This window comes from Pseudomonas sp. ef1 (assembly GCF_007293365.2).
In the GTDB taxonomy this organism is placed as follows: domain Bacteria; phylum Pseudomonadota; class Gammaproteobacteria; order Pseudomonadales; family Pseudomonadaceae; genus Aquipseudomonas; species Aquipseudomonas siliginis.
Map to the genome: position 1 here is coordinate 2,119,154 of NZ_CM129815.1, position 19,622 is coordinate 2,138,775.

At 61.3% G+C, this 19,622-nt stretch carries 14 protein-coding genes; 5 read left to right on the top strand and 9 right to left on the bottom strand.

Annotated features, from left to right (window positions below):
* Positions 1–45: 45 nt before the first annotated feature.
* The 8 genes from FEE99_RS09540 to FEE99_RS09575 all read right to left on the bottom strand — a co-directional run bounded on the left by FEE99_RS09540 (position 46) and on the right by FEE99_RS09575 (position 14,595).
* Positions 46–5,769, bottom strand: coding sequence for a membrane-targeted effector domain-containing toxin (locus FEE99_RS09540; RefSeq protein WP_041478211.1), 5,724 nt, complete (start codon positions 5,767–5,769; stop codon positions 46–48).
* Between the two features lie 129 nt (positions 5,770–5,898).
* Positions 5,899–7,614 carry an N-acetylglucosamine-specific PTS transporter subunit IIBC gene (gene nagE / locus FEE99_RS09545; protein ID WP_041478210.1) on the bottom strand — a complete coding sequence of 572 codons (1,716 nt, stop codon included), beginning with the start codon at positions 7,612–7,614 and terminating at the stop codon, positions 5,899–5,901.
* Between the two features lie 23 nt (positions 7,615–7,637).
* Positions 7,638–10,151: a phosphoenolpyruvate--protein phosphotransferase gene (gene ptsP / locus FEE99_RS09550; RefSeq protein ID WP_041478208.1), complete on the bottom strand. Its 2,514-nt coding sequence runs from the start codon at positions 10,149–10,151 to the stop codon at positions 7,638–7,640.
* Between the two features lie 152 nt (positions 10,152–10,303).
* Positions 10,304–11,326 (bottom strand): SIS domain-containing protein, encoded by a 1,023-nt coding sequence (locus FEE99_RS09555; RefSeq protein WP_143978889.1) that lies wholly within the window; start codon positions 11,324–11,326, stop codon positions 10,304–10,306.
* Positions 11,307–12,413, bottom strand: coding sequence for an N-acetylglucosamine-6-phosphate deacetylase (nagA, locus tag FEE99_RS09560; protein WP_041478206.1), 1,107 nt, complete (start codon positions 12,411–12,413; stop codon positions 11,307–11,309). The genes FEE99_RS09555 and nagA overlap by 20 nt, the downstream gene beginning before the upstream one ends.
* A 24-nt stretch (positions 12,414–12,437) precedes the next feature.
* The gene (locus FEE99_RS09565; RefSeq protein ID WP_041478204.1) at positions 12,438–13,169 is read right to left on the bottom strand and encodes a GntR family transcriptional regulator; all 732 of its coding nucleotides are present in this window, start codon (positions 13,167–13,169) and stop codon (positions 12,438–12,440) included.
* A gap of 281 nt (positions 13,170–13,450) precedes the next feature.
* Positions 13,451–13,966, bottom strand: coding sequence for a L,D-transpeptidase family protein (locus FEE99_RS09570; RefSeq protein WP_016771549.1), 516 nt, complete (start codon positions 13,964–13,966; stop codon positions 13,451–13,453).
* 74 nt (positions 13,967–14,040) lie between these two features.
* Complete coding sequence (locus tag FEE99_RS09575) at positions 14,041–14,595, bottom strand: NUDIX hydrolase (RefSeq protein ID WP_041478203.1); 555 nt, start codon at positions 14,593–14,595, stop codon at positions 14,041–14,043.
* 147 nt (positions 14,596–14,742) lie between these two features.
* On the opposite strand from FEE99_RS09575, the gene FEE99_RS09580 reads away from it, so the two are divergent.
* The 5 genes from FEE99_RS09580 (at position 14,743) to purT (ending at position 18,020) form a co-directional block, all read left to right on the top strand.
* The gene (locus FEE99_RS09580; protein ID WP_016771547.1) at positions 14,743–15,342 is read left to right on the top strand and encodes a CoA pyrophosphatase; all 600 of its coding nucleotides are present in this window, start codon (positions 14,743–14,745) and stop codon (positions 15,340–15,342) included.
* Positions 15,343–15,379: 37 nt separating this feature from the next.
* Positions 15,380–15,904, top strand: coding sequence for a gamma carbonic anhydrase family protein (locus tag FEE99_RS09585; protein ID WP_016771546.1), 525 nt, complete (start codon positions 15,380–15,382; stop codon positions 15,902–15,904).
* Positions 15,901–16,116, top strand: coding sequence for a DUF1289 domain-containing protein (locus FEE99_RS09590; RefSeq protein ID WP_041478202.1), 216 nt, complete (start codon positions 15,901–15,903; stop codon positions 16,114–16,116). Before FEE99_RS09585 ends, FEE99_RS09590 begins: the two co-directional genes overlap by 4 nt.
* 154 nt (positions 16,117–16,270) lie before the next feature.
* Positions 16,271–16,738: a VUT family protein gene (locus FEE99_RS09595; RefSeq protein ID WP_016771544.1), complete on the top strand. Its 468-nt coding sequence runs from the start codon at positions 16,271–16,273 to the stop codon at positions 16,736–16,738.
* A 100-nt stretch (positions 16,739–16,838) separates the two neighbouring features.
* Positions 16,839–18,020: a formate-dependent phosphoribosylglycinamide formyltransferase gene (purT, locus tag FEE99_RS09600; RefSeq protein ID WP_041478201.1), complete on the top strand. Its 1,182-nt coding sequence runs from the start codon at positions 16,839–16,841 to the stop codon at positions 18,018–18,020.
* Positions 18,021–18,113: 93 nt separating this feature from the next.
* On the opposite strand, the gene FEE99_RS09605 is transcribed toward purT, so the two are convergent.
* The gene (locus FEE99_RS09605) at positions 18,114–19,430 is read right to left on the bottom strand and encodes an MFS transporter (protein WP_041478199.1); all 1,317 of its coding nucleotides are present in this window, start codon (positions 19,428–19,430) and stop codon (positions 18,114–18,116) included.
* Between the last annotated feature and the right edge of the window lie 192 nt (positions 19,431–19,622).

Sequence of the window (19,622 nt, forward strand, 5' to 3'; positions counted from 1 at the left end):
GCCGTCAAGCCCAGTGGTTTTCCACAACGTTCAATTGCCCGGGCGTCACGTCACCTGTGTCAGCTTCACGTCTGTGACGAGCATGTCGATCAACGTGCGCAGGTAGGTGAAGGTCTGATCTTTTTTCTCCCAGCGATCAACGAAGAACAGACCCTTGTCATTGATCTGAATCGGCGTCTCAACGATCTCGCCGGACCTGGATTTATGCACCACGCTGGCGTTGCGGGTGTCTGCATTTTCTATAAGGAAGTTTCCGGGTTCGGTCAGTTTGCTGCGACTGACAGAAGGCGTCGCAGCAGGCTTTTTCGTTCCGGGGACGGCCACCTCCATCACAAAATCGCTGCTCAAAGCCCTGACGTTGGCCTCGTGCTTGCCGCTGACAAATTCCCACGACCCACGGTGAATATCCCGGGCCAGTTCAGGGGCGGTATCGCGCACGTGCAGGCTGACGGCGGACAGTGTATCGGCCAGACCTGGCACACCGAGGTTGTAATTGGTATGCGCACTGCCGATGAAGGCCACCCATTTATGCGGCCCGTTGGCCAATTGATCAGCCTCGATCACTTGGGTTGCAAAATAGCTGAACATCTCGTTTCGCGAGACGTGTTCGTCATACACGCCCTTGAGGTGATAGGACGCCGTGCAATCGAGGGCTCTGATGCGAATGTTGTATTTGGCCGCCGCCTGACAGACCGCCGTGTACGTATCGTTCCCTGTGTAATTCGGCATCTGCCCTTGATCCTGACGATGCAGATAAGCCTTGAGCCTGTCCGGCATGCGCTGGGTACGCAGAAAAGTGTCGAGATCGGCCTGGTGCAGGTCGGTGAACAGGTGCTCGACATACAACGTGTCATAGCCTGCTTCCTTGAGGGCTTTCATGTGCTTTTTCAGCAGCGCTTTGCTCGCTGCATCGACGTGGGCTTCGCCGATCAGCAGATTCAGATGTCCGTCGGTCAATTGCCGTAAAAAAGCTTCGAATGTGCAGTCGGCGGTGAGCACCGGCAGGATCGGCGCATCGGGTGGGACGTAGTCGGTAAAAGCGTCCCTGGCGGTTTTTTCCAGACGTTTGCGTTGGGCAAGGAAAGCCTCGTAGGCCGTTCTTTCACTGGGTACTGTCGGGGTGTAATGGGAATCCATGGAGTAGGGCTTATGCAACATTTCAGCAATATCGTCGCGCAGTGGCAAAGCAATATCGAACTCGCTGAAATGTTCAAGGGCGCTAGCTGCGGCGGGCGGCTTGGAGACAGGTAGAGGTGCCTTGTAGGCACTCGGCATCTGTAGGAGGTAATCACCTTGCGCTGTCGCGTCTCCCGCGATGGCACCGGGCGCGTCCCTGCTTATGCGTGCGGGTTGGTACAAGTCGATGTCTTCAATACGCACGGCAACGGCCTCGTGGAGGTCGGCCAGGCCCGGGGTGTTGTCGAACGTGGTCATGCGCGACTGCTCGGTCAGGGCAATCCAGCGCTCTTCGCCGATCTCGGCCATGTCGGTGGCAAGCGCCTTGTGCGAATAGAAGTTTCTGATGCGATTGTTTCGCGGGGTCAAAGGCGAGACCTCGGACATCACCATGATCCCTTCGAGTTGATAACTGGTCGAGCCGTCCAGCGCATGAATGCTCATGCCTTTTTCCCGCGCCTTGCGCACCAGCGCCAGGTAAGAGAAAGGCGCGTCAGGCTCATGGCCCATGGCTTTATCGAGCGCCTTCAGATGTTTCTTGATGTGGTACCAGGATTCGCCCTTGTTGAACTTTTCCAGTTTGAGATGAAACACGTCTCCCGGCAGGTATTCGAGGAAAAGGTGCTTGTAGCCGTTCTCCAAGAGTACGTCGAGATTTTCGATCAGTGCCTGTTTGCTGGCGAGGGAGCCGGGCTGTGCACCGATGACCAGATTCTTTGCGGCGAATGCATCACTGGCGATCAACTGTGCGAATGAGGTATTGGCGGCAACCGCCGGCACTTCGGCGCGAGCGGGCAGCGGTGCGAGTTGGGCAAAATGGCGCGTGGCGTCCGTGGTGAGTTTTTCCACCTGTTGCAGATAGGCTTGGCGCATGTTGGCCATTTTGTCGACCACGTTGACCAGGATGACCTGTGGTGAGACGCCCATGTAGTGCTCGCCCAGCTGGAGCATTCGTCTTCGCGACTGCGGATCCAGCAATGTTTCGACGCGCTCCCGGTACTTGATCGCGACTCCATAGTCTTTATGCGGGCCGGGTGTTTCGGGCACGGCTTCGTATTTTGGTGCACCGCCGGACAGGCCGCTGCGCACCATCACTCCGTCGGAGTTGCGCACGGTCAGAATGCCGGTCGAAAGCAGTCCGGAGCCATTCGGATCCGGGCGGTAGAGCAAATAACGGCCGAGTGCGTCCGGGGTCGTGCTGGCGTAATACGACTGCCCTCTGAAAACGACGGCATGCATATCGTCGCGGACCGGTTCGGTCGCCATTTGATCGATCAATGGCAGAAGATCCTCTTGCTCGTCGCCAACGGTGGTGACAGCCCGACGCAACGGGCGCCGGACGGGCTTGAGTGAACGCAGCGCCGGACGCAGATCCGTCAGCACCGCGCCAGCACTGTTGAACAGATAACCGAGCAAGTGCCGGAACGCTTCGTTGTTATTACCCTGACGATAGGCATGCAGGGCGAGCATCGCGTCCTTGAAGGCCAGCAACAGGCCGGTGCTCAGGCTCAACAGCGGGAACGGCGCGGTGGCGATGGCAGCGACCCATTCGACGCTCGTCCAGATCAGGCCGGCAATCATTTCGGCGCGACTGGTGGTCGTGGCATGGACGTTGTCGATCCGCCGTTGCAACTTCATGTCGTAGAGCGCGGTACTCAGGTCGCTGACGGCGTCGGCCGGGCGCATCGAGTCATAACGGGCGGGGCTGGGGCTGGTTCTGTTGAGGTCTTTGGGCAGTTTATTGCGGATGTTTTCCAGGTACGTACGAACCCGGGTCTGGGCACTGACACCCACCCGCTGGGTCAGGTACTCGATCATGCCGGACTGCAGCAGCAGGTAATTGAACAGGCGCGCTTCGCGAAAACGCACGCCGTCCGGTGCGTCCGGCGTATACAGCAGGACCGGATCGCCGCCATGGCTGAACAACCAGGCATCGATCACCCATTCGCCGTCGATCATCAACCGGTGGATCGGGTATTTCGTCCGGGTCTGCCCCGACGTTTGATCCATGCTGCTGATGCTTTGCTGCAGCCATTGCAGGTCGCTGCTGGCGATATGTCCTTGCAGCTGGCATTCCAGCGCGGCGCTCTGCATCTGGCGCTGAGTGATGGCCAGTGTCGCGTTGCGTCGGAACGCGTAGCCTTCGCTTTTCGAATCCTGCAGCTCGTTTTTGACTTTGTCGGTATAGCGTTTGCCAATCCAGACCCCCGTGACCGAGCGGGCTACGTTCTGCGCGGTCAGGCTACTGATATCGACGCCTTGCGGACCTTTGAAGCGCGCCGAGCGTGAGAATTTCTGGTCGAGAAAACCGACGCCGTCGGCATAGCCGTCTCGATACAGCCGGGTATAGGTCAGCGGTTTCGGCGTCCATGAGGGCACGATCGACTTTGGCGAATAGGCCCAGACGGTGTCGGGATCGACGTCATTGGCAGGGCGCTTGAGCAAGCGGTTCAGGCTGATCTTCGCTTGCGCATGCACGTAATCGTCAAACGCCTGAAAACGTCCGCCCGACAGCGGATGCTGATTGAACGCGCGCAAAGCCCCCTCGGCGTCGTCGCTCAGGGTCGAGAGTTTTCGGCGATTGGCCGCAGTGGTCGAGCGATACCACACCGGGGTGCTGAAATCGTAGTCGTCGATGCGTGTGGCGAGCATGTGTTCAGCCATCGCTTTGAGGCAATCGAGATGGTTGCCCAGGTGGTCGAACGTGACTTTCTGGTGCTCTGCTGCTTCCGGCTTGAGGCTCAGCCCCGACAATACCTTGCGCAGGGTCGAACGAAAGCGCATCGGTGCGCGGCTGATCAGATAGCCGGCCATGCTTTCGGCGGCGTCATTCTGCTTGGCCCAACCCAAGAGATGGGTCTGCAATTGGCGCTCGCTGTCGAACGCCTCGAACTGGCGTTCACGGGGCGCCTGCGGTGTGCAGAGCAGCAGGCGGCGGATCGCACCGGATTCGTCGGTCTGACGCAGCACCCACAGATCCTGCAGTTGGGCACCGTGCAAAGACAGGGTGGCGGCGCGCAGCTGTGGATCGCTGCCGTTACGCAGGCGCTGGAGCATTTGCAGATCGCCGTCGAGCAGGTGCCCTTGCAGCGCTGCGGCATGGGCGAGCGCGACGATGCGCTGATCGAGCATCTGCTCGATCGCAGGTTTGATCGCGGATCTCGCCTGCATCTGCGTTTGCAAGCGTGCGAAGTCGACGCGCGGTTCCAGCTCCAGTGCCTGCTTGATCACCCAGGCGGGCGTTACGTCCGCGTACTCGTCGGATAACGGCAGGTCGTTGTAAGTCAGCCGGGTGTGGCTGAGAAACGCCGAGCCTGGTAACTCATCGCCGGTGTGCGGGCCGCGCAAGGTCAGCTCGAGCAGATTGCTCTTGTGCACATAAGCGCCGAATCCGGGGACCTGTCGATCCGTAATGATCTGCAGCTTGTCCGGTTCCAGGTCGTCGATTTGCAGATCATCACTCAGCCGTTCCAGCCATTGGTGGCGGGCCACGGCCATCAGGCTGACCGCCGGACCCATCAGGTCAAGCAGGTTTTGCCGGGCCTGATTGTAATTGCCCAGGTGCAACGCCAGTTCGGCCCGCTTGGCGGCGTCGGCGCTGCGGTACCAGTCCGGGGCGCTGTTGCGCAAATGCCGCTCGAACAGGGTTTGTGCCTGAAGTGCCAGGCGCGGGGTGAGATCCGGCAGCGCAGCGCCGATGGCGCGCTCCAGCTCGGCGATCAATACAGCGCCATCCTGCTGCGGATTGGCGGCAAAACTCAATGCATGTTCGATATCCTGGGTGCGCTTTTCGATCAGGGCATCGTAGATGTGTTCGAACAGCGGTTTGCTGTCGATGGGCGCCAGCTGCAATGGCCAGATTCCCGCTGTACCGACATCGTGGTAGCGGCTGGGCAGCAGCTGCATCAATTCGCCACGGCTGATGCTGTGCTGCATGGTCTTGAGCAGATGGGCATCGAGATCAGCCAGGGAATTGAACAACTCCAGGCCCCTGGCCGGTGTGAACAACACGACGAAGCCCGCGCTCTGGTCGGTCAGCAGATCGCTGACTTTCGGGGTGTCGTTTTGCGTCACAAGAAAAGCCCCGGCCAGCTCGACAGTGGTTTGCTGATAAGTGAACTGCAACGTATACATCGCCGGACGCAACAGCGGGCCGAGTGCCAGTTTCTGTATCAGCTCGCCGGCCTGTGGGTGCAGCAGGCGATCGGTGACGGCCTGTTGCGCTTCGTACTCAAGCGCAGTGAAGCCGGCGTCATATTTGAGGAAGGTTTTTGCCGATTTGCCGTCGATCTCGTCACGCAGATCCATGTTGATCAGTTGCGTGTTGAGGCGCACCTTCAGCGTGGCGATCAGTTGCTTGCCTGCCTCGCTCTGCAGGTCGGTGGTTGCCAGCGCCTGATAGAGCGCGCGGCTGCGTTGCAGATAGCCGTCGCGATAGGTTTTCAGCTGCTCTTCGAGGCGTTTGAGATGAGCCTGCTCGGTGCTCGGTTTGTGCTCGGGCAACAGCGGGGTTTCGGTGTTGAAGAGAAGACGACCGATCTGGTTGAGATCGTTTTTGAGCTCATCGGGTGTGGGTGCGTTGGGGGTGCTCATGGGCACGATTTCCATGCTGGGGATGAAGGGCCAGCATGGCGAGCAGGGCGTGGAGGAGGGTGGTATTCATGTATCGTGCGCGTGCCGTATTTTCGGCGCCCGCTCCAGTCCTCCCGCCACCCGCGCAGATCAAACCTGCGCGCGGATCTCCCCGCGACTCAGCAACGCCTCGATCGCGCCACTCAAACTCGCGGCCTTGTCCCCCACCAGCAAATGCCAGACGCCACCGTCCAACCGGCTGACACCCAGGCAGCCGAGCGCTTTGAGCTGCGCCTCGGACGGCGCCTTGGCATCGGCCAGTTGCAGGCGAATACGGGTCATGGCGATGCAATCGAGTTGCAGCACATTGTCGCGACCGCCCAGTGCATTCAGCCATTGCTGCGCCTCGTTGCGGGTAAGCGCAACAGTCGTCGGCTCATCGGCAACTACTACGGTTTCTGCCAAAGTTGTACGGCCCAGCGCAGGCATGGCCAAGCGAATCTCATCGGCAATGCTGTCAGCCAACGGCCCGACCACGACCTGCAAGCTGCCGCCCTTGCCCGGGCGCACCACCGCCATTGCGCCCAGCGCTTTCAGATCGGCATCCGAGGCCTTGTTGCGGTCGACCATCTCCAGGCGCAGTCGGGTCGTGCACGCGCCGACGGTGAGCAGATTCTCGGCGCCGCCCAAGGCTTTGATATACGCGCTGGCGCGTTCGGTTTCCGAAAGCACGGCTTTTTCGGCGCTGGCGACGTCTTCACGTCCCGGCGTCTTCAGGTTGAAGCGGCGGATACAGAAGTCGAAAACCAGGTAATAGATGGCCGCATAAGCCAGCCCGACCGGCACCACCAGCCAACCATTGGTCGACTTGCCCCAGCCGAGAATCATGTCGATGAAACCACCGGAAAAGGTGAAGCCCAGATGAATGTTCAGGCCGTTGGTGATCGCCATCGACAGCCCGGTCAGCAGCGCATGCAGGAGGAACAGCAGCGGCGCGAGAAACATGAAGGCGAATTCGATCGGCTCGGTCACACCGGTGAGAAACGAGGTCAGTGCCATCGACAGGAAGATCCCGCCCATCACCTTGCGCCGCTCTGGCAAAGCGTTGCGGTACATCGCCAGGCACGCGGCGGGCAGGCCGAAGATCATCATCGGGAACATGCCGGTCATGAACTGCCCACCCTTCGGATCGCCGGCGAAATAACGCGACAGATCGCCGGTCACCAATGCCCCAGTGGTCGGGTCGGTGAAGTTGCCGAAGACGAACCACGCCATGTTGTTGAGGATGTGGTGCAGGCCAGTGACGATCAGCAGGCGGTTGAACACGCCGAAGACGAAGGCGCCGATGCTGCCGCTTTCCATCATCAGCGCGCCGAACGCATTGATGCCCTGCTGGATCGGAGGCCAGATATAGCCGAACAGCACGCCCAGCCCCACCGCTGCAAAACCGGTGACAATCGGCACGAAACGCCGGCCACCGAAGAACGCCAGATACTCCGGCAGCTTGATGTCCTTGAAGCGGTTGTACAGCGCACCGGCCATCAGGCCGCTGACGATCCCGGCGAGCATGCCCATGTTGATGGTCGAATCGAGCACCTTGAGCGTGGAGATCATCACCAGATAACCGATCACCCCGGCCAGACCGGCGGTGCCGTTGTTGTCTTTGGCGAAACCGACGGCGATGCCGATGGCAAAGATCATCGCCAGGTTGGCGAAGATCACTTGCCCGGCATCGTGAATGATCGCGATGTTCAACAGGTCCGTATCGCCCAGGCGCAGCAGCAGGCCGGCAATCGGCAGGATCGCGATCGGCAGCATCAGCGCGCGGCCCAGGCGTTGCAGGCCTTCGATGAAGAGTTGGTACATGGCGTTTGTCCTTTTTGTTTTTGTTAGCGCAGAGGCCAATGTTGATGACAGGCGTGGCGAACGGCAGCGGCGCTGGCCAGCTTGAGCAGGTCGCGGCTCAGGCGCTGACATTCGGCTTCATGCAGCTGACGCACGCGGTCCTTGATTTCACCGATCTGCACCGGGCTCACCGACAGTTCGGTGACGCCCAGGCCGATCAGCACCGGCGTCGCCAAAGGGTCGGAGGCGAGGGCGCCGCAGACGCCGACCCAGCGCTTGTGTACCGCCGCACCCTCGCAGGTCATGGCGATCAGGCGCAGCAACGCCGGGTGCAGGGCATCGACCCGCGCCGCCAGCCCGGCGTGGTCGCGGTCCATGGCCAGGGTGTATTGCGACAGATCGTTGGTGCCGATCGAGAGGAAGTCGGCGTGTTCGGCCAATTGCTCGGCTTGCAGCGCGGCGGCGGGGACTTCGATCATCACGCCGATTTCCGGGCGCTCGGTAATCCCCAGCTCAAGACACAAGGCATCGACGCGCTGGCGGATGTGCAGCAGCTCGTCGACCTCGGTGACCATCGGCAACAGAATCCGGCAACGCGGCAACGGCTTGACCTGCAACAGCGCGCGCAGTTGCTGATCGAGAATTTCCGGGCGCGCCTGCGCCAGACGAATGCCGCGCAATCCGAGCACCGGGTTGGCCTCGGCGGGCAGTGGCAGGTAGTCGAGTTGCTTGTCGCCTCCGACGTCGATGGTGCGGATGATCACCGACTTGTCGCCCATGGCATCAATCACCGCTTGATAGGCGCTGCGCTGTTCTTCGACGTCGGGTGCCGTCTGGCGATCGACGAAGAGAAACTCGGTGCGCAACAGGCCTACACCATCAGCACCGTTGGCAAAAGCGTCTGCCGCTTCGTTGCTTGAGGCGACGTTGGCGACCACTTCGATGTGCACGCCATTGCGCGTTTCAGCGGGCAAATGGGCTTTGGCCTGTTGGCTTTCGCGACGCTGCTGACGCTCGATCTGCGCCTGTTGCACTTCGCTCAGGCGCTCGGCGTTTGGCGTCAATTCGAGGCGCCCGCCGTCAGCATCGAGCACCACGGCCTGATCTTGCGGCTGCTCAAGAAATTGCGCGCCCAAAGCGACGAGGCACGGCAGACCTTTGCCGCGCGCCAGAATCGCTACGTGGGAAGTCGCGCCGCCCTCGGCCATGCACAACCCGGCGACGCCTTGCGCGCTGAGTTGCAGCAGATCCGACGGCGTCAGTTCTTGTGCGGCGACGATGGCGCCGGCCGGAACCTGGTATCCCCAGGCCTCGCCAAGCAGAGCGCGCAGGACGCGTTGCTTGAGGTCGCGCAAATCGTTGGCACGTTCGGCCAGCAGCGGACTGCCGGTGCCTTGGAGCATGTCGCACTGGGTGTCGATCGACTGACTCCAGGCGTGCGTCGCAGCGGTGCCTTGCGCGATGAATTGCTGCGCGGCGTCGAGCAGGGCCGGGTCTTCGAGCAGCGCCATGTGTGCGGCGAAGATCGCTTCTTCGTCGGCGTTCTTGTGCTTTTTCGCCTGGGCGAGGGTGGCGGCGATTTCGCTGCGCACCGCGTTCAATGCCGTTTCAAGCGTCTGCTGCTGTTGCACCGGATCGTGATGGCCCGTATCCGCCGGCAAGGTGATCGCGTTCAAGCGAAACAACGGCCCGGCGACCAGCCCCGGCGCCGCGCAGACACCGTGCAGCACACCTGCCTCGGCCGGGCGTTTCGGCGCCGCAGTGCTGACCGGCGCTTGCGCGTGATGATCGTCTGGCAGCGCCGTGGCCAATGCGCCAAGCAGGGCGTGCAGCGCGGCATCGGCGTCCGGCCCCTGACAACTGACCTGCACCTCATCCTGCTCGCCAATGGCCAGACCCATCAAACCGATCAGGCTGTTGCACGGCGCCGATTTGCCGTTGAAGTGCAGCTGTGAGTGGCTGCTGAAACCTTGGGCGGTCTGGCGGATCAGCGCAGCCGGGCGCGCATGCAAGCCGCCGCGATGAGCGACCCGCGCTTGGCCACGAACCTCAGGCCCGCCGCTTGTATCGGCATTCGCCGCCACTACATTGCGCGCGATGATGTGCAGCAACGGCTCGCCGACTTTCACTGTTTTGAGGGTGATCGGCCGTACCTGAAAATCCGCGCTGTTGGTCAGGATCAACAGGCTGACCAGGCTTTTGCAGTGCTGGCCGACCTTGTCCAGGTCATAACGCAGCAGCGGCTGACCGAGGCTGACGCGATCGCTTTCCTTGACCAGCATGGCGAAACCTTCGCCGTTCAGCTCAACGGTATCGAGGCCCAGATGCAGGAGGATTTCCGCACCGTTGTCGGCACGCACGGTCACCGCGTGACTGCTGCGCGCGACGTGGATGACCACGCCGGCGCAGGGCGAATACAGCGTGTCGTTGAGCGGGTCGATGGCGATGCCGTCGCCCATCGCGCCACTGGCGAACACCGCGTCCGGGACGTTGGCGAGCGTCAGTACCGGGCCGCTGAGCGGGGCGCTGAGGGTCAGCTCTTTATTGTTGTCGGGCATGGCTGGGTCTCATCAGTTGAATCTCGGTTCGATGCCCCCTGTAGGAGCTGCCGAAGGCTGCGATCTTTTGATCTTGTTTTTTCGCTACGTGAAAAAAACAAAAGATCGCAGCCTTCGGCAGCTCCTACAGGGAGTACATCCGTCAACGGCTATCAGTGCGTGCGGGTCACTTTGCTCAAATGGCGCGGCTGATCCGGGTCCATGCCCCGCGCCACGGCCAGGCCAGCGGCCATTACGTAGAAACTCTGGATCGCCAGAATCGGGTCGACGGCCGGGTGTTCGGCGCGGCTCAGGGTCAGGTCGCGTTCGCTGACGTCATCCGGCGCGGCGAGCAAGACCCGGGCGCCGCGCTGGCGCATTTCCGCCGCCAGGCTCAGCAGGCCGGCCTGCTCGGCGCCGCGCGGGGCGAAAACCAGCAGCGGATAGTGTTCGTCGATCAGTGCCATCGGGCCATGACGGACTTCGGCACTGCTGAACGCTTCGGCCTGAATCGCCGAGGTTTCCTTGAACTTCAGCGCCGCTTCCTGAGCAATCGCGAAACCGGCGCCACGGCCGATCACCATCAGGCGCTCGCAATCGCGCAACGCTTCGATGGCCAAGCTCCAGTCCTGTTTCGCCGCTTCGCGCAGGCCTTCTGGCAGCGCATCGTGGGCTTGCAGCAATTCGCTGTCCTCTTTCCAGTGCGCGATCAAACGCGCGCTGGCGCTGAGGGTGGCGATAAAGCTTTTGGTCGCAGCGACGCTGCTTTCAGTCCCGGCAAGCAGCGGCAGGCTGAATTCACAAGCTGCCTCCAGGGGGGAATCGGCGGCATTGACCATCGACACGCTCAGCGCGCCACGCTTGCGCAACAGACGCAGGCTGTTGACCAGATCCGGGCTCTGCCCCGACTGCGAGAACGCAAAGGCGACCTGACCGCTGACTTTCAGCGGCGCCTGCTGCATGGTCACCACCGACATCGGCAATGAGGCCACCGGCACGCCCAGTTGCTGCATGGTCAGGTAGGCGAAGTAGCTCGCCGCGTGGTCGGAGCTGCCACGGGCGACGGTCATCGCCACTTGCGGCGGCTGCCGGCGCAGGCGCCCGGCGATCTCGATCATCGGCGCGTCGAGCTGTTGCAGTTGGGCTTGCACGGCCTCGAACGAGGACAGCGCCTCTTCAAGCATTTTTGAAGTCAATGTCTTCTCCTTCGACCATGACGGCGGTCAGTGTGAGTGAGCGATCGAGCCGCACGCAGTCGGCCCAGGCGCCGGGGGCAAGGCGCCCGCGTTCGGTAATGCCGAGGTAGTCGGCGGGAAATTGCGACAGACGCTGCGAGGCTTCGGCGATCGGCAGACCGATTTTCACCAGATTGCGCAGGGCCTGATCCATGGTCAGGGTGCTGCCGGCCAGCGTGCCGTCGGGCAGACGCACGCCGCCCAGGCATTTGGTCACAGTGTGGCTGCCGAGCTTGTATTCACCGTCGGGCATGCCGGCGGCGGCGGTCGAATCGGTGACGCAATACAGGCACGGGATCGAACGCAGGGCCACGCGAATGGCGCCGGGGTGTACGTGCAGCAGATCGGGAATCAGCTCGGCGTATTTGGCGTGCGCCAGTGCTGCGCCGACGATGCCCGGCTCGCGGTGATGCAGCGGGCTCATGGCGTTATAGAGGTGAGTGAAACTGCTGGCACCGGCAGCCAATGCGGCGACGCCTTCCTCGTAGCTGCCGAGGGTGTGGCCGATCTGTATGCGGATGCCCCGACTGCTCAGCTCACGGATCAACGCATCGTGGCCAGCGATTTCCGGGGCGATGGTGATGACGCGGATCGGCGCCAGCGCCAGATATTCTTCAACTTCGGCCATCAACGCGGTGTGGGCGAAGTTCGGTTGAGCGCCGAGTTTTCCCGGGTTGATGTAAGGGCCTTCAAGGTGTACGCCGAGGACTCGCGCGGCGCCTTTCGGACGCTGTTCACAGAATTCTCCTACCTCTTTCAAGACGCTGGAGATCTCCGCGCTAGGCGCAGTCATGGTGGTGGCCAACAGCGAGGTGGTGCCGAAACGCACATGGGTTTTGCTGATGGTTTCGAAGGCTTCGGCGCCTTCCATAATGTCTTTGCCACCGCCGCCATGCACATGCAGGTCGATGAAGCCCGGCAGCAGATAGGGCAGATCGTTAGCCGCCGGATCGCAGGGCACGCCCTCGATCGACACGATCTTGCCGTGTTCGTGAATCAGCCGGCCGCGAACCCAGCCGCTGGCGGTGAGGATGTTGTCTTCGGACATTTTCGTTCTCGCTTGGGGCCGCTCTCAGCGGCGCAGCTCTGCCACAAAGTCGTAGTAGTCGTTGCGGCAATAGGTGTCGGTGACTTCGATCGGCGTGTTGTCTTCCAGATAGCCGACCCGGGTCATCAGCAGCATGGCGGTGCCAGGGGCGATGCCAACCAGTGCGGCGAATTCGTCAGAGGCGTTGATTGCCTGGATGTGCTGAAGGGCGCGGACGATCGGTTTGCCGATGCCGTCGAGGTATTCGTAAAGCGAATCGCCCACCGCTTGCGGCCTGGGCATGATCGACGCGGGCAGGGTGCTCATCTCGATCGCCATGACCGTGTCATCGGCTTTGCGCAGACGCTTCATGCGTGCCACCTTGTCGTTCGGCGACAGGCTGAGGCGGATCAGTTCTTCGTGGGTTGGCAGGGTGATCTCCCGCTCCAGCCATTTCGAACTCGGCACGAAACCTTTCAGGCGCAGCATTTCGCTGAAGCCGGACAGGCGCGACAGCGGTTGTTCCAGGCGTGGGGTGATGAACGTGCCCGAGCCTTGCAGGCGGCGGATCAGGCCTTGCTCAAGCAAGACTTCCAGCGCCTTGCGTGCGGTGACTCGGGAGATGCCGAGCTGGTCGCTGAGGCTGCGCTCGGACGGCATCGCCTGTTCGGCCTTCCACTGCCCGGCATGAATCGCCGCTTCCAGATTGCGCGCCAGTTGCAAGTACAGCGGCGTCGGCTGGGAATCGTCGGGACGTAAGGTCTGGAGGTCGTTCATGTAGGTCGTTTCCGTCGCGAGTATAGGATTGTTGTGGCTCGCTTGTGCGACGGAAACTAATACCACTTGAATACCATGTCAACGCGATGAAATGGCATCTAACCCGATGGATTGGCGGTTTTCAGGGGGCAGTGTTTAAAGTGGTATTAGTGATGGCCTATAAAAAGCAAAAGATCGCAGCCTGCGACAGCTTCTACAGTTAAGAGTGGTATCACCCCTGTAGGCGCCGTCGCAGGCTGCGATCTTTTGATTTATTTTTTTGCGGTGACCAGCGGTCGAGGTTACGGACGAATCTCGATCATCGTGCCGTCCGGTACCAGATTCCACACTTCACGCATGTCGACGTTGCGCATGGCGATGCAGCCGTCGGTCCAGTCGAGGGTATGGAACAGCTGTTCCGGGTTGTCTGCCGAGTCCGGGGTGCCGTGAATCATGATCATGCCGCCGGGTTCGACACCTTCGCGACGTGCGCGGGCGGCATCGCTGATGTTCGGGTAGGAAATGTGCATCGACAGGTTGAATTTCTCGCTGGTCTTGCGCCAGTCGATCCAATAGAAACCTTCGGGAGTGCGTTTGTCGCCCTCGATCAGTTTCGGGCCTTTCTTCGCGCCCTTGCCCAAGGAAATGCGATAGGTCTTCAGCGGCTTGCCGTCGGCAATCAGCTGCAGTTGATGGGCTGATTTGAGTACCAGGACTTTTTCGATCAGTGGAGTGTTCGAGGGCGTCACGGTGGTCACGAATGACGCTTGTGAAACGCTGACGAACGACAGGCACAGCAGGGCAAGCAACCAGCGCATTGAAACGATTCCCCAGGGAGTGACGCAATCAGGTTTTAGGTAGGAGCTGCCGAAGGCTGCGATCTTTTGATCTTCTAGCCAACAATCACCGGCTGAACCAATGGCGGAATCGATTCCGAACGAACCGGATACTTCTCGACGCGCCGATCAGCGAAGAAGCATTCTAAGGTACGACCGACCGTGCGGAAAGCCAGCTCGTCCCAGGGAATGTCGGCTTCTTCGAACAGCTGCACTTCAAGGCTTTCCGGCCCGGCCGCATACTGCAGATCGGCCAGTTCGGCGCGAAAGAACACATGCACCTGGCTGATGTGCGGCACATCGATCAGCGTGTAAATGCTCAGGTTGCGCACCCGGGCGCAGGCTTCTTCGGCGGTTTCGCGGATGGCGGCCTGCTCGATGGTCTCGCCGTTTTCCATGAAACCGGCAGGCAGCGTCCAGTAACCGAGACGCGGCTCGATGGCGCGGCGGCAGAGCAGCACTTTCGTCCCCCAGGTCGGTACGCACCCGGCGACGATGTTGGGGTTCTGGTAGTGAATGGTCTGACAGCTGTCGCAGACAAATCGCAGCCGCGAGTCGCCTTCGGGAATGCGCTGGGTGACCGGGTTACCGCAGTGGCTGCAAAAATTCATGCTCGGGTTCCTGAATGCTGCGCCTATCTTGGCGTGCAGCGGGGCCGGTCGGCAAGTTGTCGTTTCGCGACACGACGGGTTTCGGGGGCTTGGGCGCTCGCTTTGATTGGTGCATGATGCGGAGCAAGGCACCGATCGAGAACACTCATGCTGGACGAGCTACTGCATAGGGTAAGCAACCACACACCGCGCACGCTGGAGACCGACGCACGTTTTCCCGAAGCCGCCGTGCTGGTGCCGATCACCCGCAGTGACGAACCGGAACTGGTCCTGACCCTGCGCGCCAGCGGGCTTTCGACCCACGGCGGCGAGGTCGCCTTCCCCGGAGGGCGCCGCGACCCGGAAGATCCGGACCTCATATTCACCGCGCTGCGCGAAGCCGAAGAAGAAATCGGCCTGCCGCCGGGTCTGGTCGAAGTCATCGGCCCGCTAAGCCCGCTGATCTCCCTGCACGGCATCAAGGTAACGCCGTATGTCGGCGTGATTCCCGACTTCGTCGAATACCAGCCCAACGATGCCGAGATCGCCGCCGTCTTCAGCGTACCGCTGGAATTCTTCCGCAAGGACCCGCGTGAGCATACCCATCGCATCGACTATCAGGGCCGCAGCTGGTACGTGCCGAGCTATCGCTTCGGCGAGTACAAGATCTGGGGCCTGACGGCGATCATGATCGTCGAGTTGATCAACCTGCTCTATGACGCCAAAATCAGCCTGCACCGACCGCCGAAAAGTTTTATCGATACCTGAGCCGTCGTTCGAACGGCCGTGAGCCCGAGGAAAAAAAATGAAATACCGCCTGGGCGACGCCCGTGTCGAAACCCATCCGCAGAGCTGGGTCGCGCCCAATGCCGTACTGGTGGGCAAGGTCCGCCTGGAAGAGGGCGCCAACGTCTGGTTCAACGCCGTATTGCGCGGCGACAACGAACTGATCCTCATCGGCAAGAACAGCAACGTGCAGGATGGCACGGTGATGCACACCGACATGGGCTATCCACTGACCATCGGTACCGGCGTGACCATCGGCCACAACGCGATGCTCCACGGCTGCACGGTCGGCGATTACAGTCTGATCGGCATCAACGCGGTGATTCTCAATGGCGCGAAGATCGGCAAGAACTGCATCATCGGCGCCAATTCGCTGATCGGCGAAGGCAAGGAAATTCCCGACGGCTCGCTGGTGATGGGCTCGCCGGGCAAGGTCGTGCGGGAACTGACCGAGGCGCAAAAGAAGATGCTCGAAGCCAGCGCCGCGCACTATGTGCATAACTCGCAGCGTTACGCCCGCGATCTGGTCGAGCAGGAACAATGACGACTGTTGAACGACCCGTTGCCTCGCCGTGTGTGAATATCTGCGCGCTGGACGAAGATGACGTTTGTACCGGGTGCCAGCGCACAGTCGCAGAGATCACCTGCTGGGGCCGCATGAACAATGACGAGCGCCGGGTGGTGCTGGGGTTGTGTCATGAACGGGCGAAGGCGAGTGGATTGGTCTGGATGATTCCCGCGAAGTCAGGCGTCTGAACCACCGCTTTCGCGAGCAGGCTCGCTCCCACCTTGAAAATGCATTCCACTGTGGGAGCGAGCCTGCCCGCGAAGACGTCGGTCCTGTCACCGCACCTATTGGCGCAATACCGGCGCTCAAGTAACCTGTGCGCCAAATCGACAGGCCGCCCCCATGATCTTTCTCATCGCCTACATCAGCAGCGTCGTGCTGATCAACTTCGCCTTTTCCACCGCACCGCACCTGGACATCATCTGGTCGGCCTGGGGCGGGCTGGTGTTCGTGCTGCGCGACATGGTGCAAACGCGCTTCGGTCACGGCGCGATCGTGGCGATGCTGGCGGCGCTGGTGCTTTCCTACATCACCTCCGACCCTTCCATCGCGCTGGCCAGCGCCACGGCGTTCGCGGTCTCCGAGTGCATCGACTGGCTGGTGTTCAGCATCACCAAGCGGCCATTGCGCGACCGTCTATGGATCAGTTCGGCGCTGAGCATTCCGCTGGATACCTTCATCTTCTTCGGCATGATCGACGCCTTGACGCCGCCGGTGATCATCACCGCGCTGGCCTCGAAGTTCGCCGGCGTTACCGCCGTCTGGCTGATCATGGCCTGGCGTGATCGCAAACAGGCTGTCGCCAGCTGAAGCCAAACCCTCGGGTTCATGTAAAATGCCGCGCTTTCTCCCCATGGAAAGCGCACCTGCGTGGCTTTCCTCGATGATCCGCTTCCTTTGAGGACCTGAGATGACCCGTATCGGAACTCCATTGTCGCCAACCGCGACCCGCGTATTGCTGTGTGGCTGTGGTGAGTTGGGCAAGGAAGTGGTAATCGAACTGCAGCGCCTGGGCGTTGAAGTGATTGCCGTCGACCGCTACGCCAACGCGCCGGCCATGCAAGTCGCCCATCGCAGCCACGTGATCAACATGCTCGACGGCGCTGCTTTGCGTGCAGTGATCGAAGCCGAGAAGCCGCACTTCATCGTGCCGGAAATCGAAGCCATCGCTACCGCCACGCTGGTCGAGCTGGAAGCCGAAGGTTTCACCGTGATTCCGACCGCGCGTGCGGCGCAGCTGACCATGAACCGGGAAGGTATTCGTCGTCTGGCTGCCGAAGAGCTGGATCTGCCGACTTCGCCGTACCACTTTGCCGACACCTTCGAGGACTACAGCAAAGCCGTTCAGGACCTGGGTTTCCCCTGCGTGGTCAAGCCGGTAATGAGTTCGTCGGGCAAGGGTCAGAGCCTGCTGCGCAGCGCCGATGATGTGCAAAAAGCCTGGGATTACGCGCAAGAGGGCGGTCGCGCCGGCAAAGGTCGGGTGATCATCGAAGGCTTCATCGATTTCGATTACGAAATCACCCTGCTGACCGTGCGCCACATTGGCGGCACCACGTTCTGCGCACCGGTCGGTCACCGTCAGGAGAAGGGCGACTATCAGGAATCCTGGCAGCCGCAGGCCATGAGCCCGATTGCTCTGGCTGAATCCGAGCGTGTTGCCAAAGCTGTGACGGAAGCGCTGGGTGGCCGTGGTCTGTTCGGCGTCGAGCTGTTCATCAAGGGCGACCAGGTGTGGTTCAGCGAAGTTTCGCCACGTCCGCATGACACCGGGCTGGTGACGCTGATCTCTCAGGACCTGTCGCAGTTTGCCCTGCATGCCCGCGCCATTCTCGGCCTGCCGGTACCGCTGATCCGTCAGTTTGGCCCGTCGGCGTCGGCAGTGATTCTGGTGGAAGGCCAGTCGACCCAGACCGCATTCGCCAATCTGGGCGCTGCGTTGAGCGAGCCGGATACCGCGCTGCGTCTGTTCGGCAAGCCGGAAGTGAACGGTCAGCGCCGCATGGGCGTGGCGCTGGCACGGGATGAGTCGATCGAGGCTGCTCGCGCCAAGGCGACCCGTGCGTCCAAGGCTGTAGTTGTAGAGCTGTAACCGAGTAGCGCCGATCGCGAGCAGGCTCACTCCCACATTTGGAATGCATTTCCCTGTGGGAGCGAGCCTGCTCGCGAAGCTCTTGATCTTCTGTCAGGCAACCTGATTCAGATCGTTATTGCGCGTCTCCTTCAAACACAACACCGCAATCAGGCTCAACACCGCCGCCGCCGACACATACCCGCCGACATAGCTCAACCCGCCCATCGCCACCAGTTTCTGCGCAAAGAACGGCGCCGCCGAGGCCCCGACGATGCCGCCCAGGTTGTACGCCGCTGAAGCGCCGGTATAACGCACGTGGGTCGGAAACAGCTCAGGCAACAGCGCGCCCATCGGTGCGAATGTCACGCCCATCAAAAACAACTCGATGCACAGAAACAGCGCCACGCCCCAGGTCGAGCCCTGCGTCAGCAATGGCTCCATCAGGAACCCGGACAGAATCGCCAGCACGCCACCGATAATCAGCACCGGTTTGCGCCCGTAACGGTCGCTGGCCCAAGCGGATAATGGTGTCGCTGCAGCCATGAACAACACGGCAAAGCACAGCAGGCCGAGGAACGTTTCGCGGCTATAACCCAGCGTGGCCACGCCGTAGCTCAGGGAAAACACCGTCGAGATATAGAACAGCGCATAGCACACCACCATCGCCGCCGCACCGAGCAGGGTCGGCGCCCAGTATTGGCTGAACAACTCGACCAGCGGCACTTTCACTCGCTCCTGACGGGCGATCGCATTGGCGAACACTGGCGTTTCATGCAATTTGAGGCGCACATACAGGCCGACCATCACCAGCGCCGCGCTGAGCAGAAACGGAATGCGCCAGCCCCAGCTGCGGAACTGTTCATCATCCAGGGTCATCGCCAGGGTCAGAAACAGGCCGTTGGCCGCAAGAAAACCAATCGATGGCCCGAGCTGCGGGAACATGCCGAACCAGGCGCGTTTGCCCTTCGGCGCGTTTTCCGTGGCCAGCAGCGCCGCACCGCCCCATTCGCCGCCAAGGCCCAGGCCCTGACCGAAACGCAGCACGCACAGCAGAATCGGCGCCCAGGCACCAATGCTGTCGTAGCCCGGTAGCACGCCAATCAAGGTGGTGCACACGCCCATCAACAGCAGCGAGGCGACCAGCGTCGACTTGCGCCCGATGCGGTCGCCGAAGTGGCCAAACAGTGCTGAACCCAGTGGTCGGGCGAGGAAGGCAATGCCGAAAGTGAGAAACGCCGAAAGCATCTGCGCCGTGCCGGAGGTCTGCGGAAAGAACACCGGCCCGATCACCAGCGCCGCAGCAGTGGCATAAACGTAGAAGTCGTAGAACTCGATGGCGGTGCCGATGAAGCTTGCCGTGGCCACGCGGGTGGCGGAATTGGTCGGCTGGGCAGGCGCGGTTTCGCTGTAAGCGGTATGGGTCGTCATGCGGTGATCCCTGACAGTCATGAGCTCAAGTGGAGCGAATTATTATGGTCGAACACCCAGGGATGTGGGGTAGGGCGCGAGCGCTGTTTCGAGTAGGAACAGTCGTCGGTTTGCAGCGGAAACAGTCAGGATCCGGGCAGTGCCGGGTAGGCACAGGGATCGACGGCGCTTGGGTAAGCGCTTCGATTATAG

Bases quoted from the DNA above. Each gene is read 5' to 3' on its own strand.
- FEE99_RS09540 (WP_041478211.1), bottom strand. From the start codon at position 5,769: ATGAGCACCCCCAACGCACCCACACCCGATGAGCTCAAAAACGATCTC.
- nagE (WP_041478210.1), bottom strand. From the start codon at position 7,614: ATGTACCAACTCTTCATCGAAGGCCTGCAACGCCTGGGCCGCGCGCTG.
- ptsP (WP_041478208.1), bottom strand. From the start codon at position 10,151: ATGCCCGACAACAATAAAGAGCTGACCCTCAGCGCCCCGCTCAGCGGC.
- nagA (WP_041478206.1), bottom strand. From the start codon at position 12,413: ATGTCCGAAGACAACATCCTCACCGCCAGCGGCTGGGTTCGCGGCCGG.
- FEE99_RS09565 (WP_041478204.1), bottom strand. From the start codon at position 13,169: ATGAACGACCTCCAGACCTTACGTCCCGACGATTCCCAGCCGACGCCG.
- FEE99_RS09570 (WP_016771549.1), bottom strand. From the start codon at position 13,966: ATGCGCTGGTTGCTTGCCCTGCTGTGCCTGTCGTTCGTCAGCGTTTCA.
- FEE99_RS09575 (WP_041478203.1), bottom strand. From the start codon at position 14,595: ATGAATTTTTGCAGCCACTGCGGTAACCCGGTCACCCAGCGCATTCCC.
- FEE99_RS09580 (WP_016771547.1), top strand. From the start codon at position 14,743: ATGCTGGACGAGCTACTGCATAGGGTAAGCAACCACACACCGCGCACG.
- FEE99_RS09585 (WP_016771546.1), top strand. From the start codon at position 15,380: ATGAAATACCGCCTGGGCGACGCCCGTGTCGAAACCCATCCGCAGAGC.
- FEE99_RS09590 (WP_041478202.1), top strand. From the start codon at position 15,901: ATGACGACTGTTGAACGACCCGTTGCCTCGCCGTGTGTGAATATCTGC.
- FEE99_RS09595 (WP_016771544.1), top strand. From the start codon at position 16,271: ATGATCTTTCTCATCGCCTACATCAGCAGCGTCGTGCTGATCAACTTC.
- purT (WP_041478201.1), top strand. From the start codon at position 16,839: ATGACCCGTATCGGAACTCCATTGTCGCCAACCGCGACCCGCGTATTG.
- FEE99_RS09605 (WP_041478199.1), bottom strand. From the start codon at position 19,430: ATGACGACCCATACCGCTTACAGCGAAACCGCGCCTGCCCAGCCGACC.